Origin of the sequence: Stenotrophomonas sp. GD03794, from assembly GCF_029842145.1 — a bacterium.
GTDB lineage: Bacteria > Pseudomonadota > Gammaproteobacteria > Xanthomonadales > Xanthomonadaceae > Stenotrophomonas > Stenotrophomonas riyadhensis.
This window is the reverse complement of record NZ_JAOCFV010000001.1, coordinates 1-15,904: the sequence shown is the minus strand read 5'-3', so window position 1 is coordinate 15,904 and position 15,904 is coordinate 1. Positions and strand designations below refer to the sequence as shown.

General features: G+C 66.7%; 8 protein-coding genes. 7 read left to right on the top strand and 1 reads right to left on the bottom strand.

The annotated features are described in order from the left end of the window. Positions 1 to 6 precede the first annotated feature (6 nt). Positions 7 to 1,026 (bottom strand): cyanophycinase, encoded by a 1,020-nt coding sequence (locus N5D91_RS00040; protein ID WP_153856353.1) that lies wholly within the window; start codon positions 1,024 to 1,026, stop codon positions 7 to 9. A gap of 170 nt (positions 1,027 to 1,196) precedes the next feature. Here N5D91_RS00040 and N5D91_RS00035 point away from each other — a divergent pair, with 170 nt between their 5' ends. The 7 genes from N5D91_RS00035 to N5D91_RS00005 all read left to right on the top strand — a co-directional run bounded on the left by N5D91_RS00035 (position 1,197) and on the right by N5D91_RS00005 (position 15,605). Continuing rightward, complete coding sequence (locus tag N5D91_RS00035) at positions 1,197 to 3,953, top strand: TonB-dependent receptor (RefSeq protein WP_180854764.1); 2,757 nt, start codon at positions 1,197 to 1,199, stop codon at positions 3,951 to 3,953. 163 nt (positions 3,954 to 4,116) lie between these two features. After that, positions 4,117 to 6,888: a response regulator gene (locus N5D91_RS00030; protein WP_164162551.1), complete on the top strand. Its 2,772-nt coding sequence runs from the start codon at positions 4,117 to 4,119 to the stop codon at positions 6,886 to 6,888. Beyond that, entirely contained in the window at positions 6,885 to 7,064 is a 180-nt protein-coding gene (locus N5D91_RS00025) for a response regulator (protein WP_258011571.1), read from the top strand. The genes N5D91_RS00030 and N5D91_RS00025 overlap by 4 nt, the downstream gene beginning before the upstream one ends. Positions 7,065 to 7,145: 81 nt before the next feature. Then, complete coding sequence (locus tag N5D91_RS00020; protein ID WP_258011572.1) at positions 7,146 to 8,105, top strand: EAL domain-containing protein; 960 nt, start codon at positions 7,146 to 7,148, stop codon at positions 8,103 to 8,105. A 125-nt stretch (positions 8,106 to 8,230) separates the two neighbouring features. Continuing rightward, positions 8,231 to 11,464 carry a hybrid sensor histidine kinase/response regulator gene (locus tag N5D91_RS00015; RefSeq protein ID WP_164162549.1) on the top strand — a complete coding sequence of 1,078 codons (3,234 nt, stop codon included), beginning with the start codon at positions 8,231 to 8,233 and terminating at the stop codon, positions 11,462 to 11,464. After that, positions 11,461 to 12,102: a response regulator gene (locus N5D91_RS00010; RefSeq protein WP_110711138.1), complete on the top strand. Its 642-nt coding sequence runs from the start codon at positions 11,461 to 11,463 to the stop codon at positions 12,100 to 12,102. The genes N5D91_RS00015 and N5D91_RS00010 overlap by 4 nt, the downstream gene beginning before the upstream one ends. Positions 12,103 to 12,365: 263 nt before the next feature. Then, the gene (locus N5D91_RS00005) at positions 12,366 to 15,605 is read left to right on the top strand and encodes an autotransporter outer membrane beta-barrel domain-containing protein (RefSeq protein WP_153856349.1); all 3,240 of its coding nucleotides are present in this window, start codon (positions 12,366 to 12,368) and stop codon (positions 15,603 to 15,605) included. Positions 15,606 to 15,904: the final 299 nt, after the last annotated feature.

Genomic DNA, 15,904 nt, shown 5'->3' with positions numbered 1-15,904 from the left:
GGACGATCATTGGCGGACGACTTCAATCTCGCCGTCGCTGATGTCGGCCACCGCCTGATAGTCCGCGTCGGCCTGGAAGTCGTCCAACCGCATGCGGCTGCCGCTGGCAACCACGGTCACCGGCACCGCGTGGAAGCGCAATGGCTCACCTTTGACCAGGCGATCGGCATCACGGCCCGGGCTGACCACCCAGACCTTGCCCTCGCCGTCGGCGCTGTAGACCTGCGCCTGGCCATCCGGCTCCACGCACAGCGCGGTGTCTTCATCGACGCCGATGCCGACGATGTCCGGGTCGCCGCTGTCCTGTGCGGCACGCGCCACGAACACGATCAGGCGACCGAGCCGGTCGCGCTTGTCGAAGTGGGTATCGGTGACCACCCGCTGCAGATAGGGCATCTGCAGGAAGCCGCTGTCCATGGTCACTGCACTGCCCATCGGGTCGGCCAGCGCACCGGCGGAGGTGATGCTGCCGCCATCCATGGCGCCATAGGCGTAGCCGCCGAGGATGGCCAGCCCGGCGCTGGTGCCGGCAATCGGCTTGCCGGCGCGCACATGGGCGTTGAGCGCGCGGTTGAGCGCGGTGCCCTTCCAGAAACGGATGTAGCGCGACTGGTCGCCGCCGGCAATGAAGATGGCGTCGGCTGCGGCAACCACGCGCAGCACGGCCGGATCGTCGGCGCCGCGGCGACTGTCGAACACCAGGGTCTGCACCGCGGTGGTACCGCCGATTTCGCGATACAACCGGTCCTGCAGTTCGTCGCTGCCGGAAGCACGCAGGATCAGCACGCGGCCGTTACCGGCCTGCTTCAGCCACCACTGGAAGGCCTCCGGCACCCATTCGCCGCCCCCCATCAACATCATGGCTGGCGCGCGCGGGCCGGGGCGGGGTGCGTCGAGATCCCCGGCTTCGTAGTAGGCAAAGCCCGGGCCCTGCAGGTCCTGCGCAGGGGCGGCCAACGGCACGGCCAACACCAGCAGCACCAGCCAGGCGATGGGGGCACGCAGGGTCCGATGGAGGCGTCGCATCTTGATCTCCCTGAACAAAATCGACTTGCAAGCGCTTTCACTCTTTGCCAGATAGAGACCCAGTAGTCAAGGACATAAAAAAGGCGTTAAATGCGCGCGCCCATTCCCGAAATCTGAATGGGGGACAGGGCCCCTCCTCTGCGGGCCGGCTTCATTTCCGAGAATTCCTCATGCGTAGAAAGGCGATGGCGTGGTCGATCCAGCTGGCGTTGATGGGCGTGGCTGCTTCCGCGGCGGCCCAGGCACCGGCTTCCTCTTCGGTTCAACAACTGGACGCGGTGCAGGTCACCGGTTCGCGCATTCCGCGCGCCCAGGTGGAAGGTCCCGCCCCGATCACGGTGATCAGCGCCGAGCAGATCCGCTCCAGCGGCTTCACCACCGTGCCCGACGTGCTGCGGTCGATGACCCAGAACGGCGGTGAGACCCAGAGCCAGCAGTCGTCCAGCGGCGCCGACTTCTCGCCGGGCGCCCAGCAGGTGGACCTGCGCGGCCTCGGCCCGAACCACACGCTGGTACTGGTCAATGGCCGCCGCATCGCCGACTTCCCGATGCCGTTCAAGGGCCGCAGCAACTTCACCGACGTCTCCAACATCCCGCTGGGCATGATCGAGCGCATCGAAGTGCTGACCGGCAGTGCCTCGGCCATCTACGGTTCGGACGCGATCGCCGGCGTGGTCAACTTCATCCTGAAGAAGAAGGCCGACGGCACCACCGTCGACATGCGCATGGGCACCACCAGCGAAGGCGGTGGCGAGTCGTTCGACATGAGCCTGGCCAGTGGCTTCAGCCGCGGCAACTTCAACGCCGTGTACAGCGTCGAGCTGCAGTCGCAGACCCCGCTGTGGGCCTATGAGCGCGACATCCAGGATTCGACCCAGGACGCACCGACTGAACGTACGCGTGCCGCTCGTCGCGCCTATCTGCGCACGGACTACAACGACGCCTACCTGGACCCAGGCGCAGCGACCTGCGAAGCGCTCGCCGGGCAGAACCAGGGCAGTACTTACCACGCCTACCGGCCGCGCTCCGGCTGGTACTGTGGCAGCGATACGTCAATCGGCTACGGCACCATCCTCAGCAAGCGCCGCGGCGCCAATGGCTACGCCTCGCTGAGCTACGACTTCGACAACGGCCAGCAGTGGTTCGCCGACGTGCAGCTGGGTTATCACACGATGTCGCTGATGCGCGATGTGACGTCCTGGGGCTACATGAGCTCAGACGGCAATGAAGCGGGCTATTTCAGAAACATTGCCAGCACGGAGGCCGATCAACAGATCGAATCCTGGAACCGCCAGTTTTCGCCGGAGGAAATGGGCGGTCTGCGCAACGGCATGGTGCGCAGCACGCAGAAGACCTTCAGCGTGACCACTGGCTTCAAGGGCAATCTGACCGGCAACTGGGACTACGAGGCCGCGCTGAGCCATTCGCAGTACCAGTCGCGGATCAGCTGGGCGAAGATCATCGCCGCCAAAGCCAATGACCTGTTCCTGGGCCCGCAGTTGGGCGATTACACCGATGATGAAGGCAACGTATTCCCGATTTTCAATGCCGACCCGTCACGCCTGTACCGGCCGCTGACCCGCGCCGAGTACGATTCGATCGCAGCGCGCACCACCTACACCCCGAAGTCGCGCACCGAAACGGCTGCGTTAACGCTGACCAATTCCGCGCTGTTCGGCCTGCCGGGGGGGGATGCCGGCTTCGCCGCGACCGTGGAAGTGGGCCAGCAGGCGTACTCGCTCAATCCCGATCCGCTGGCGACCCAGTACTACTACTACAGCTGGAAGGATTCGGACGGCAACGGTTCGCGCAACCGCTGGGCCACAGCGGCCGAACTGCGCATGCCCCTGCACGAGACGGTCAACCTGAGCGTGGCAGGCCGCTACGACCAGTACCGTTATTCCGGCCACACCATCGGCAAGGCAACCTGGAGCGGCGGCCTGGAATGGCGCCCGATCGACACGCTTCTGGTCCGCGGTTCGTATGGCACCGCGTTCCGCGCACCGGACCTGCACTACGTGTTCGCCGGCCCGGGCAACGACGAGACTGACGTAGTGGATCTGTACGACTGTCGCGCCAATGGCACCGAATGCGACGAAGACGTCAGCATCATCCGCAGCCGCACCGGCAATCGCCAGCTCGACCCGGAAACCAGCACCTCGTGGAGTGCCGGCTTCGTCTGGTCGCCGGCAATCGGCCTGGATCTGTCGGTGGACTGGTTCGACATCGACATGCGCAAGCAGGTGCAGGACATGGACGTGCGCACGATCCTGGCCAGCGAAGCGAACTGCCGCCTCGGCAGTGCCGACATCAACTCGCCGACCTGCGTGGACGCGCTCGACCGCATCACCCGCACCAGTGATGGCCGCCTGTACGGCGTGCGTGTCGCCCCGATCAACGTCGCCCGCGAATCCACCTCCGGCATCGACATCGGCTTGCGTTACCGCCTGCAGACCGGTATCGGCGACTTCATCCTCAACGGCACCCACACCTGGGTGAAGAAGCACGACTTCCAGCGCTACCCCGGCGACCCCATCGAAGATCAGTTCGCGGTCAACAGCGGTTTCGATATTCCACGCACCAAAACCAGCCTGAGCGTGACCTGGGAGAAGGCTGCGTGGTCGGCGACAGTCTACGGTTCACGACTTGGCAAGCTGCCAACCTATGACAGCTACGGCCAGACCTTCGACTGGGACAGCGGTGACAGCCCGTACATCAAGGCAACCTACCGCTACAACGCGTCGCTGCAGTACCGCTTCGACGACCACTCGCGCCTGTCGCTGTCGGTGGTCAACGTGTTCAACAAGATGCCGCCGAAGGACGCCACCTACACCGCGTATCCGTACTACGACGTGTCCTGGTTCGACAGCGTCGGCCGCACCATCAACCTGCAGTACACCCACAAGTTCGGTGGCAGCGCGCTGTAAGCTCCCGCCCAACGTCGATACAGGAGACCCCCGCTTCGGCGGGGGTTCTTCTTTTCCGCCGCCTGAACGGTTCCCGCGCACATGCGACAGCGCGGCTGGCCCGCGGGAGATTTTAGGAAACGGCTGATTCCGCGCCGTCCGCACCGCTCCCTAGCATCGTTGCATGTTCCGCTTCCCTCGCCCTTCGCTGCAGCAGGCCGTGCCATCGACCACCGCGTCGGTGCTGCTGCGCTGCCTGACCGTGAGTGTTTTCATCTGCCTGGCCGCCGCGGCCGGCTTCTACCTGCTCGCAGCGTTCACCGAGGACATCTCGACCCATCGCCGCGAGATGAATGCAGCGGCCTACAAGGCACAGATCTATTTCGACCAGCGCGAAGCGCTGCTGCGGTACCTGGGTGATTCGGTGCTGACCGGTAACCTGGATGCACCTGCGGCAGACAGCGAAGGCATGCGCCAGGTGCCGCTGGATGGTGCTGGCGGCCAGCCCGGTCAGCGACTGCTGCTGTCGACGCGCGCCGAACACACGCTGCAGGCGCTGCAGACGTACCTGATGCTGGTCGATGCAGAGGGCGCGCATTGGCTGGCCGGCGGCGAGGTCGACGTCGACCTGGCGCACCTGCCTTCGCTGCGTGCGCTGCAGGCGCGCAGCGGCAGCCTTGAGGGCGACGCCCCGGTGTACTGGCTGCGCCCAGGGGACAGCGGCGTTGCACTGGCCCGGCCGGTGCAGGCCGGACCCCACCCGACGCAGTGGCTGTTGCTGCTGCTCGATGGTGCAGCAGCGGCAAGCATGATCGATGGCCAGGGCATCGGCGGCTATGCGTTGCTCGATCGTGGCGGACAGCCTGCGCTGTCGAGCCAGGCCCCCCGGCTGGACAGCGCTGGCTGGAAGACACTTCGGGAACGCCAGGACGACAGCTTCGGCACCTTGTGGAGCAGCGGTCTGCCGCGCGGCGTGGCGCTGGTGAAGAGTGTCGGCAATGACGGCTGGCGGCTGGTCTACCACCTGCCGCCGCAGCTGCTGCTGGGTGATCTGGCAGTGCCTCTTCTGATCTGCACGCTGTTGCTGCTGCTGGCCGGCTTCGCACTGCGCCTGCTGCGGCATCGTGTCGACCGCCAGCTGATCCAGCCGGCACTGCAGCAGCACCGTCGCCTGCTGGAGAACCTGGATTTCAGCTCGACGGTGATCGACATGGCGCCGGTCGGCATCTGCGTCCTGCGCCGCAGCGACCGCCAGTTGCTGCTCTCCAACCAGCTGCTGCGCGACTGGCTGGGCGAAGAAGGTGAACACAGCGACTGGCAGGCGCCCTGGCGCGGGCATGCTGGCGAGCGCGGACGTGGACTGGAGTTCACCACCCGCGATGGTCGCCAGCTGCAGGTGCTGCACGCCGCTTGCCGCTACCAGGGCGATGACGTGCTGCTGTGCGTCTTCCATGACATTTCCCGGCACCGCCAGGCGCAGGCAGCGTTGTCATCGGCACGCCAGGCCGCCGATGCGGCCAACCAGGCCAAGAGCGCGTTCCTGGCCACCATGAGCCATGAAATCCGCACCCCACTGTACGGCGTGCTGGGCACGCTGGAACTGCTGGGCCATACCACGCTGGATGCGCGGCAGTCGCAGTACCTGCGTACCATCGAAAGTTCGTCATCGGTGCTGCTGCAGCTGATCAGCGATGTGCTGGATGTCTCCAAGATCGAGTCGGGCCAGCTGAGCCTGGAGCCGAGCGCATTCTCGCCGCGCGAACTGACCGAAAGCGTGTTGCGCAGCTTTGCCGCAGCAGCCACCTGCAAGGGCCTGCAGATCCTGGTCTGCACCGACCCGTGCCTGCCGACGCGCGTCCTGGGAGATGCCGACCGCATCCGCCAGGTCCTTGGCAACCTGCTCAGCAACGCGATCAAGTTCACCGAGCATGGCCGCGTGGTGCTGCGGGTGCGCCAGGTACAGCGCGAAGGTGAGTCCAGTGTGCTGGCGTGGCAGGTCACCGACACCGGCATAGGTATCGCCGCCGAGGAACAGGCGCGGCTGTTCGAGCCGTTCCGCCAGGTCCGCGGCGCCGCCAGTGCACAGGGCACCGGGCTCGGCCTTTCCATCAGCGACCGGCTGGTGCGCCTGATGAGCGGCGAACTGCAGGTGGTCAGCGAACCGGGGCTGGGCAGCAGCTTCAGCGTTCGCCTGCCGCTGCCGGTGCTGGCGGCGGCCGACGATGGTCCGCGGCTGCAGCCGGAACCTCCGATCCTTGTGCGTGGCCGCGACCGCGAACTGGTCGACAGCGCCTGCGGCTGGCTGCAGCGCTGGGGTGCCAACGCCCAGCCCCTGCTGGGTGATCCGTCCCTGCTTGACCATGACGGTGCGATCCTGATGGACGGCGAAGCCAGCACACCACTGGCATGGACGGGCCCACGGGTCGTGGCCTCCATCGACGGCGGTGACCTGCCGATGGTGTCGGCCGATGGCAGCCTGGTGGTGACCCTGCATGGCATGACCGCGATCGGCAATGCTCTGGCCAGCCTCCAGCAACAGCGGGCAGCACTGCCGGAAACCAGGAGTGCGGCACCGCACATGCCGTTGGACCTGCGCGTGCTGGCGGTGGAAGACAATCCAATCAACCGGGTGATCCTGGCCGAGCAGCTGCGCACCCTCGGCTGCGAGGTGGAACTGGCCCAGGACGGCATGGACGCGCTGCAGCGGTGCCGCGAGCAGGCCTTCGATCTGGTGGTGACCGACATCAACATGCCGCGTATGGATGGCCATGCATTGGCCCGACAGCTGCGCGATGACGGCAACCGGGTGCCGGTGATCGGCGCCACCGCAAATGCCACGGCCGAAGAACGCGAGCGCTGCCTGGCCAGTGGCATGCAGGGCTACCTGAGCAAGCCCATCGACATCGCCCGCCTGCGCAAGGCGATCACCGTCCTGCGCCAAGGAGATCCCGCATGACCCAGCGCATCCTGATCCTGGAAGACCAGCCCTTCCAGCGAGGCTACCTCGCCAATCTGTTCGGCAGCAGCGACGGGGTGCAGGTCGATGCCTGCGAGGACGTGGAAGCGGCGATCGCACTCTGCGCCTGCCAAGCCTACGATCTGGTGGTGAGCGACCTGCTGATGCCGGGATAGGACGGCATCCAGTTCATCCAGGCGCTGGCCGCCCAACCGCGCCCACCACGCCTTGCCGTTGTCAGCGCGGCGTCCCGGCGCATGATGACCTCGGCACGCCTGATGGCCGAATCGCTCGGGCTGGAGGTGATCGGCCTGCTGTCCAAGCCGGTTGCCGCCGCCGACGTCGACGCTCTGTTTGAAGCACTGGCACAGTCACGTCCGTCGGCGGACGCCGCTCCGGCACGCAGTACGCTACTCGCCGAACCCGACGTCCAGCAATTGCGTCAGGCGATGGCCGACGGCAGCCTCACGGCCTGGTTCCAGCCGAAGAAGTCACTGCAGTCCGGGCGCGTCGTTGCGGCTGAAGCACTGGTGCGCTGGCGCCATCCGCTGCAGGGAACGCTGGCCGCCGGCAGCTTCCTGCCAGCGATATGCCGCCACGGGCTGGAGGGCGAACTGTTGCGGATGATGCTCAAGGCCAGCATCAAAGCGCAGGCCCGCTGGCGCAAGCAGGGCTTCCGGGTACCGGTTTCCATCAACCTGCCGCCGCACCTGCTGGAGCAGTCCGACCTGCCCGATGAACTGCTTGCGATGACCCTGGCACTGGGCGGCACACCTGGCGAACTGTGTTTCGAGCTGATGGAGAACAGCACCACACGCCATGTCAGTGATTTCTATGCCGGGGCGTGCCGCCTGCGCATGAAGGGCTTCGGCCTGGCACAGGACGACTTCGGGCAGGGCCTGAGTTCGGTCCACAACCTGGTCAACACGCCGTTCACCGAGGTCAAGATCGATCGCGCACTGGTCAGCGGTTGTGCCCGTGATCCGGCCCTGCATCTGACGCTGTCGACCATCATCGCGCTGGCCAACCAGTTGGGCCTGACCATCGTGGCCGAAGGCGTGGAAAGCGATGCCGACCTGGCGGCACTGCGCCGGCTCGGCTGCAGCCAGGTGCAGGGATTCCTGATCTCGCAAGCGCTGCCGTCAGATGAGTTCACTCGCCTGCTGGACGAGGAGGCACCGCGCATGGACGACGTCCATCCGGTCATCCTGCGTTGAAGCCGGCTGCACATCGGCTTCACGGATCCATCAAGTGGCATTGACGATCCTGTCTGTGCAGCAGAACCGGGCGCCCGCCGGGCGCCATACAGTGCCACTGACCGCCCCTTGCTCCGAGACCTGCCATGCCGGCCGAGGCCGCTCCCGTACGCCGACTCGCTCGCCGCTCCCTGCGCGTCCACGCACTGCTGATCGGCGTGGTGGTGCTGGCCACCCTGCAGGCCGGATTGCTGTTGTCCACCGGCACCCAGCTGTTGAACGAAGAGCGCAGCAAGATCGAATACCACTTCCGCCGACTGGATGGAACCCTGCTCGAACAGGAAAGGTTCCTTCGCCAATGGCGACTGCATGATGTCGGTGCGCGCGGCCAGCCGGTGCCGGATGCCAGCGTTGAACTGCAGCGCGGACCCTTGTTCGCCAATTTCGTGCTGATCGGCAACGAGGGCGACGGCGCGGCGTCCCGACCGCCGACCGAGCTGGGTGATCGTTTCCTGCGCTTCTACGGAACGTTCTGGTCGGCTTCGCACTATCCCCCACCACACTGCCTGCTGGTCGATGGACAGGGCACGCGCGGCCTGCTGGCACCCGTACAGATGTCCGGTGCGGATGCGAGCCAGAACAGTCCGCACCACCTGCGCCCGGCGATCGCGGCAATCCACCGGGCAATGCGCAGCCAGCCCGCCCTGCAGCGCGGCAGTATCGCCTGGGTCGCAGTGCCGTGGCGCGATGGACAGACCCGCCTGCTGGCCATCGCCCATGCCCCACAGGATGCACGCCTGTGGGGCGAGAGCAGCGACAGCTCACTGGCGGCGCTGGCCTGCCTGCTCGATCCGGCGCGGGTCGATGACTACCGGCAGGTTCTGGGTGTGCCGGTGTTCCAGCAACTGTCGTTGTTCACTCCCGATGGCCGACCGCTGCTGGGCGATGCCACCGACGCCAGCAATGCGGGAACCTCCTGGCAGGCCGGCATCGCCGGCCTGAAATTCCTCATGCGCAGTGATCGAGGGTGGCTGGCGGTCTACCACGTCAGCTGGCAGCAGGTCCTGCAGCATCCACAGGGTCCATTGCTGGGGGCAACGGTGGTTGCGCTGCTGCTGGCACTGGGTGGCACGCTGGTGCTGCGTGCGTATCGACGTTCGGTCATCGAGCCACTGCGCAGCAACCATGCACGCCTGCTGGAAAGTGAAGCCTTCAGCCGCACCATCCTGGACAACGCGCCGATCGGGCTGTGCCTGCTGCGACGCACCGATGGGACTGTCTTGCTGGACAACGCCCTGGCCCGCAACTGGCTGGGCGAAGATCACCATGCGGGAGGCTGGTACGGTCCATGGCGGCGCAGCGTGCTCGCCGCAGGAGGCACCACGCTCGGCGATGGCCTGGCCTACGCCACACCGGATGGCCGCCATCTGCTGGTGAAGGCGACACCGGCACGCTATCGCGGCGAGCCGGCAGTACTGTGCCTGTTCATCGATCTCAGCAGCCAGCACGAAGCCGAGCAGGTGCTGCAGCAGGCGCGGCGCGCCGCCGACCAGGCCAACCGGGCCAAGAGCCAGTTCCTGGCGACGATGAGCCACGAGATCCGCACCCCGCTGTACGGCGTGCTCGGCACGCTTGAACTGCTGGGCCTGACGCCACTGGATGCGAAGCAGCAGGATTACCTGGCCACGATCCAGCGCTCGTCCTCGACGCTGATGCAACTGATCAGCGACATTCTTGACGTGAGCAAGGCCGAGGCCGGCCAACTGAGCCTTGAGCCCAGCCCATTCGATCCAGTGCGCCTGAGCGAAGACGCGCTGGATTCCTACGCCGCTGCGGCCGCGAACAAGGGATTGCAGTTCTATGCCTGCATCGATGCGGACATACCGACTTCGGTGTGCGGCGATGCAGCTCGGATCCGCCAGATACTCAACAACCTGATCAGCAATGCACTGAAGTTCACCGACAGTGGCCGCGTGGTCGTGCGCGTCTCGGCACGCTGGGAGGAGGAACGCTGCTGGTTGCAATGGCAGGTGACCGATACCGGCATCGGTATCGCCAGCGAGCACCAGTCCCATCTGTTCGAACCGTTCTTCCAAGCCAACCCAGGCACCGATGCGATGCGTGGAACCGGGCTGGGACTGGCCATCTGCGCCCACCTCGCGGCACTGATGGAAGGTCAATTACGCGTGGTGAGCGAGAGTGGCCTGGGCAGCAGCTTCAGTATTGAACTGCCGCTGCCACCGGCGCTGCCAGACCCTCTGCAGTCGCCCCAGCCAAGGCTGCCCGCAAACCTGCAGGTGCAGGTCCGGGGTAGTGCGCGTGAACTGGTGCAATCCCTGTGCGAACGACTGCAGCAACGTGGTGCGACCGCCAGCGTCTACCGGGAGGACATCACGCTACACCTGCCACCGGCGACGGTACTGCTCGACCTGGTACTGGACGGTGAACCACCGGCATGGAATGGCGGTGCGCGCGTGCTCGCCTGCCGTGATGGAGGCGCGCGCGCGCAGCTGATCAACGGCAGCTGGCAAGTGGGCCTGCATCGCCTCGATGCCATTGTGGCCGCACTGGCGACTGCCAGCGGCCAGCCGTTGGCGGCCAGCGCCGAAGGTCGACTGCCGGCAACGCGCCGCTTTGGCCTGCAGGTCCTGGTGGCCGAGGACAATCCGATCAACCAGGCGATCCTGCGCGACCAGCTGGAACAGCTGGGTTGCCGTGCCGTGGTCGCCAGCAATGGCAATGAAGCATTGGGCTACTGGCAGCAGGGTGTGTTCGGGCTGGTGCTGACCGATCTGAACATGCCCGGGCTGGATGGCTACGGGCTGTCCCGCGCACTTCGGGCGCGCGGGGCCGATGTGCCGATCCACGGCGCCACTGCCAATGCCGATCCCGCCGAACGACAGCGCTGCAGGGAGGCCGGCATGCAGGGTGTGCTGGTCAAGCCGATCACGCTTGAAGCACTGCAACGCCTGCTGAGCCGGATCAGCAGCGGGGACGCAGCAGCGTCGCCACCTGCGGACGCCCCGGCACCCAGTACAGCGACCGACCACGACCCTCCGCTGCAGGTACCCGCGAAGATGCGGGCACTGTTCGTACAGACCATGCATGCCGATCTGGACCGCCTGCGTGAGACCATCGCGGCAGCCGACGCCGGAGACGTAGCACAGGTGCTGCACCGCATCCGCGGCGCACTGGTCATCGTTGGCGCGCCTGCGCTGGTGGACAGTGGCCTGCAGATCGAGCAATGCATCGCACGCGGCGACGGGCTGGCCGAGCTGGCCGGACCGTTGAACGGTTTCCAGCGCAGGCTGCTGCGGCTGTTGGATCTTCTGCCCGATGCCCCGCCCCCTTCCCTCCCTGACGACTCGACCCTGCCATGACCACACGGATCCTCATCGCCGACGACCACCCGATCGTGCTTGCCGGCATCCGCGATGTGCTGGCCGGCGAACTGGATCTGGAAATCGTTGGCGAAGCCGCCGACCCGGCCAGACTGATCGAACTGATGACGCAGACCCGGCCACAGGCGGTGATCACCGACTACAGCATGCCCGGTAGCGACCAGCTCGGTGATGGCATCAAGCTGATCTCGTTCCTGCGCCGCAGCTACCCGGACACGCGCCTGCTGGTGCTGACGATGGTCTCCAACCCCTCGCTGGTGGCCGCGATGTATGCAGCGGGCGCGGGCGGCGTGGTGCTCAAGAGCCATGGACTGGGCAGCCTGGTGCAGGCCCTGCGCGTCGTGCTGGCCGACCGCATCTACCGGCCCCCGGGACTGCTCCCGGTGGCCGCCAGCGAACCCGCTGATGCCGATGGAGTACGTGCACGCCTGTCGCCACGCGAACTGGAAGTGATCCGGCTGTTCACCGGCGGCATGAGCGTGCGCGACATCGCGCGCCAGCTGCAGCGCAGTGCCAAGACGGTCAGCACGCAGAAGATCAGCGCGATGCGCAAGCTCGGCGTGGACAGCGACCAGGCACTGATCGAGTACTGCCTGCAGGTCTCGCTGTTCGCCTGAGGCCCACTCCCGGCTGAACCCCGCAGGCTCTGCACGGGGGCCTGCAATGGCTTTAGGAAACGCCTGATTCCATCGGACAGCGCCGATTTCTAGGCTGGACACATCCCGCCATGGTGCGCCTGCCGGTTGTCGCTGCATCACCCTGGGGGACGGAAGCCTGATGGCGCCTCCCGGCGCCGTCACATGTGGCTTCCGCAGCGACGCGGCGTCGCCGCGTCAGTCCACGCAGCCTCGCTGCGCCCTGCCACAGGAAGTCCATCAGCATGAATGCCTCCCCCACACGGCAGCGCCGTGCGTCCGGGTGCGCGCGCGCCACGCGCGTGCCCCTCATCCCCAGCCTGCTGGCCACCGCATTGTGGGCGGCGTTGCCTGCATATGCGACAGAGCTCACCGGCCCGCTGCAGGTCAGTGACGGTGACAGCCTGCAGCTTGGCGCAGATGATGTCCTCAATCACAGCGCGGGCAGTTTCGCACTCACCGTCACCGGTACCGGCAGCAACGCACTGATCGACGGCAGCCGGATCAATGTGACCGGCAATGGCAGCGCTGTGACCGCCGCCAATGGCGGCCAGGTACAGCTGCGCGGCGCAACACTGTCGATCGCACCAGCAACCGGCACGGGCTTCTATGCGTTGTATGCCAATGGTGCCGGCAGCGTGATCGACGCACGCGATGTCGACATCGATACCATCCGCAACGGCAGCGGCTATGCCAGCGTGCAGGCCTACAACGGAGGCGTGATCCGCTACACCGGTGGCCGCATTGCGATGACCGGCGGCGTCGGCACTCTGGTCGGCGCCTCCGGCAAGGGCAGTGAAGTGCATCTGGACAACCTGCAGATGAGTGCCGACAGCGGCGCGCGCCTGCGCGCCGAGAGTGCCGGCCTGCTGACCATCCGCAACAGCCGGATCACCCTCGCCCCCGGCGGCATCCTCGCCGGCATCGCGGTCGATGGCGCGGGCAGCCGCGCCGAGCTGTACGACACCTACATGGACGGCGGCTGGTTCGACATCGGCAGCGGCGGCAGCGTGCTGCTGGAGAACGTGGAAGCGCACTCGGTGGGTGGCAGCATGCGCCTGCTCGGCAGCAGTGCAAGCAAGACCTATTCCAGCGCGGTGATCAACGGCGGCCGCTTCTACACCGTCGGCGGCTATGGCGTGAACATCAACAACTGGGGCCAGCTGACCGCCCGCGACGCCGCGTTCGATGTACGCGATGGCTATTCCGGATTCTGGCTGGCCAGCGACGAGTCGCGCCTGCAGCTGACCAACAGCACCATCGATACCTGGACCGACACCTACGGCTACGGCGTAGAGATCGCCGGTGGCGTCGCCACCGTGCAGGGTGGCCGGATCACCACGCACGGTGATGCGACCTACGGCGTGCGCGTGACCGGTTCCACCGGCAGCACCGCCAGCCGCATCGAAGCGAACGGCAGCGTGATCGACGTGCGCGGCAACGGCGGCGGCGGCGTGTTCATCGGCGGCTCCACCGCCACCGCGCTGCTCGACAACGTTGCGATCCGCAGCGACGGCGAGAACGTGTTCGGCATCGTGCACATGAACACGGCGCGGCTGACCCAGGCCGATCGCCTGGACATCCGCATGACCGGCAGCAACAGCGGCGCCTACCGCTCCTACCTGACCGCGTTCGGCCCGTACTGGAACCGTGCCACCTTCAATGACAGCCACATCGAGACTGCCAGTGGCGCCGCGTTCTGGCTGCAGGGCAGCAACCACGCATTGACCGTCAATGGCAGCGACGTGACCGCAGGCGACGGCAGCGGCCGTTTGCTGCGGGTCAGCGACACCGTGTTCACCGATGGCAGCAGCGTGGCGACCAGCCGCATCGACTTCAGCGCCGACGCCAGTACGCTGCGCGGCGACGTGGTGGTGGACAGCGCAACGGCTGACGTACACATGGTGCTGCGCAACGGTACGCAGTTCAGCGGTGCGCTGCGCGACGATTCCGGCTACCAGGTCGCACAGCTGGCGCTGGATGGCAGCAGCCAGTGGAACGTGCGTGACAGTTCCAGCGTCGGCGCGCTCGAACACGCCGGCACCATCGCCTTCGATGCGCCGGCGGCGGGCGGCTTCAAGACCGTCACTGTCAGCGGCGACTACGTGGGCAACGGGGGCCAGTGGATCTTCAACCGCGCGCTGGGCGACGACACATCGGCGGGCGACCAGCTGGTGATCAACGGCAACAGCAGCGGCACCGCCAGCGTGAGCGTGCGCAATGCCGGCGGCGCCGGTGCGCTGACCCAGGAGGGCATCCGCCTGATCACCGTGGCTGGCCAGTCGGATGCACAGTTCAGCCTGCAGGGCCGCGCGGTCGCCGGCGCCTACGACTACTTCCTGTTCAAGGGCGGCGTGTCGACCCCGGACGATGGCAACTGGTACCTGCGCTCGGAATACGTGCCGCCGGTCGATCCGCCGGAACCCCCGGTCGACCCGCCACAGCCGCCAGAGCCTCCGGTCGACCCACCGGCTCCGCCGGAACCGCCGATCGATCCGCCGTTGCCGCCGGAGCCGCCAATCGATCCGCCGCGCCCGCAGGTGGAACGCCCGGAACCGGCGGCCTACCTGGCCAACCGCAGTTCCGCGCTGGGCATGTTCCGGCACAGCCTGCACGACCGCGCCGGTGATCCCGCCACCCAGGCCGGTGCCAGCAGTGACGGCGTGGCCTGGATGCACCTTCGCAGTGCGCAGCCCGACAGCCACGACCGCAACCGCCAGGTCCAGGTCGATGGCCAGACCAGCAGCGTGCTGGTCGGCGGCGGACGCCGCTTCGAGGTGGGGGGCACGGGCGAACTGCAGGCAGGTGCGATGCTCGGCCATGGCCGCGCGCGCAATGACAGCCGCTCGCAGGTGACCGGCTACACCGCGCGTGGCGTGGTCACCGGCACCAGCGTGGGTGCCTATGCCACCTGGCTGCAGGATGCGCGCATGGAGGGCGGCGCCTATGTGGATGGCTGGCTGCAATACGGCCGCTTCCGCAACAGCGTGCAGGGCGAAGGCCTGCAGAAGGAGCGCTATGACGCCCGCAGCTGGAGTGCGTCGGCCGAGGCTGGCTATGTGCTGCCACTTCAGCGCAGCGCGCAGCGCGGCGTCTATCTGGAACCCCAGCTGCAGGTGGTGCACAGCCGCTATGACAGCGACCGCGTGGTCGAAGCCAACGGCACGGTGGTCGAGGACCGTGGTGGTGGCGAGACCAGTACCCGCCTCGGCCTGCGCCTTTACAGCCGTGGGCTGAGCCCGGCGCAGGGCCAGGTGCACCCGTACGTAGCGGTGAACTGGTGGTCCGGTGGCAATGGCGCAGGCCTGGCAATGGACGGCGAGCGGCTGCAGCGGCAGCTGCCGCGCGACATCTACGAAGCCAAGGCCGGCGTGCAGGTGGATCTGTCCGGCGGCTGGCGCGGCTGGGGTGAACTGAGCCGGCAGAGCGGTGGCATGGGCTTCCGCGATGTCGGTGCCCAGCTGGGTCTTTCGTACAACTGGTGATGCGGGAAGAACCCGGCAAGGGAGTGCCGGGTTCTTTTTTCCACACGCGGCGTGGAAAGCGATGGGGGTTTGATGTGGACAAGTGCCTGCGAACCGCACGTGGCAAGCGTTTCAGGGCGTGGCTGTTTTTTGTCCATGCCCGTTAGAGGTTTTCCACACCCGTCGTGGAGAGTGGTTGGGATTTGATGTGGACAAGTGGGTGGGAGTGTTGCCACGCAGGCGTTTCGAAGTGTGGTGAAACTTTGTCCACGTCGCGCGGGCAAGCCCCTGTAGCCCCTGTAGAGCCGAGCCCATGCTCG